Source organism: Intrasporangium chromatireducens Q5-1 (genome assembly GCF_000576575.1).
Classification (GTDB): domain Bacteria; phylum Actinomycetota; class Actinomycetes; order Actinomycetales; family Dermatophilaceae; genus Intrasporangium_A; species Intrasporangium_A chromatireducens.
This window is the reverse complement of sequence record NZ_AWQS01000429.1, coordinates 1-1,895: the sequence shown is the minus strand read 5'-3', so window position 1 is coordinate 1,895 and position 1,895 is coordinate 1. Positions and strand designations below refer to the sequence as shown.

Sequence of the window (1,895 nt, the reverse complement as noted above, 5' to 3'; positions counted from 1 at the left end):
ACCCGCGACGACCACGCCGAGGCCGGCGCGCTCCTGCTCGAAGCACTCGGAGAGCGCGACGAACGCTCGGCGCGCCTGGCCCAGAATGCCGTCGTCATCGTCACCCAGGCCGACCCCAAGGCCCAGCCCGGCGACGTCCAGCGCGTCGCCAACGGGTACGCCGACCTGGCCCGCGCCGTGGCCACCATCCCGTTCGACCCTGCAATGGTCGACGGCATCCTGCGCTACGGCTCCCTGCGACCCACGACGCAGCGCGCCTGGCTGGCAGCCGGCGCAGCCGTCGCCCGCGGCCTATGACCACCCAACCCCTGCCCGAGACCGTGCCGGACTGGCCGAAGATCACCGCCACCGTCCGCGCCGACGCCACCGGCAGCCTGACCATCAACGGCACCGAGCACCCCTGCCAGGCCGCCACCGTCGAGGAGCTGCGCATCGGCATGATCGCCCGCTGCGCGGGCATTGCCGCCCGGCTGGGCCGGCCCGTCCGGGTCACGGCCCAGGACCTGCGAGCAGACGTGGACCGTCGCCGTCCGCCCCGAGGGCATCGTGCAGCTCGTCGACGAGAACGGCACCATCCCGCCAGCTGGCACCCTCACCGTGCAGAACGGCCGCTGCCGATCCTGCCACCGCCCACAACCCGTCACCGCGACCACCTGCCACAGCTGCGGGACCAGCGAGCCGCACCGGGTCGAGGTCGACCCACCCGACCAAGGTACGGATTTGAAATGACCAATAATCTTCCGCGTGTCGGCCGTCTTGACGGTTCCGTCACCGCTAGGCTCGTGCTCATGAACGCTCGTGGCCGCGAACGCGGCTCGCTCGTCGAAGCGAGGAAGGTTGGCCTCTGGTTCGAGGCCGACGCCGACGCGCGTCTCACCGCCCTGGCCACGGCCGCCGGAACGTCCAGATCAGCGCTCGCGCAATGGCTTATCGAGCGCGTCGAGCAGGACCCGGCCGGCCGACCTGTTGGTTGGGCCGAGAGCCACCCTCATGAGGAGGAACTACCCATAGACACCCGATAACGCATCGGACCCCCACCCTTGGCGGGGCGGGGGTCCGGAAGCTAAGCGCCTGATCTGACGAAGTTTGGCGACAGAACCAGATCAAGCGATGTGGAGGAGAACCGGCTTGGCAGGCCGGGAACCCTCGTTTGTCCTTCGGAGGCTGACCCGAAAGGTGTTGCCATCATAGCGTCTACATCTACACCTCACCACGAATGTGACCTCGGCGCGCCGTGGGCGCTCACTGCGGCGATCAGTCCGCGGCCCCGCGTGCGCGTGGCCGCCGTCGACGCGCACGGCCAGGTGCTCAACGAGTACCGACCCGGCGCAGACCGCCGGACCGACGGCCTGGAGCCCGACCGCCCGTGGGCGGTCTACCTCGCCGGCACCGATCACCGCTTCCGGCTGCTCGCGTTCGACCTCGACGCCAAGACCGACCCGGCGGCCGCCCAGCGCGACGCCGAGCTGCTGGCCGGCCTGCTGGCCGACGCCGGCCTGCCGGCGGTCGTCTGCCAGTCCGGCCCCTCCGGTGGCCGGCACGTGTGGGTCGGTCTGGCCGAGAGCGTGGACCCCGAGACCGTGGCCACCCTGGCGCGGCTGGCCCGCCACCTGTGCCCCACCCTCGACCTGGCCCCGCTGACCAACCCCGTCACCGGCTGCGTGCGCCCTCCCGGCGCGCCGCACCGTGCCGGTGGCCACTCCACGGTGCTCAGCGGCCGGCTGGACACACTGACGCAGCCCACGGGGACCGCCGCCCAGGTGCGCCGGCTCGTGGAGACCCTGGCCCAGCTCGTCACCGACGCCGAGCCCGCCCAGGCCATCGACCCGCGCACCCCGCTGCCGCTGGATCACCACGGCCGGCTGTACCTGCCCGGCCCCCGCCGGCCGCTGCCG

Annotated in this window: 1 protein-coding gene and 2 pseudogenes; all 3 read left to right on the top strand. The window is 72.3% G+C overall.

The genetic code is table 11. The features are described 5' to 3' along the window. Window positions 1–297, top strand: a pseudogene (locus N864_RS25265) (ATPase); the annotation flags it as partial. Then, entirely contained in the window at window positions 294–1,022 is a 729-nt protein-coding gene (locus N864_RS26185; protein WP_240474452.1) for a hypothetical protein, read from the top strand. The pseudogene N864_RS25265 and the gene N864_RS26185, both read left to right, overlap by 4 nt. A 249-nt stretch (window positions 1,023–1,271) precedes the next feature. Further along, window positions 1,272–1,895: pseudogene (locus N864_RS21915) on the top strand (hypothetical protein); the annotation flags it as partial.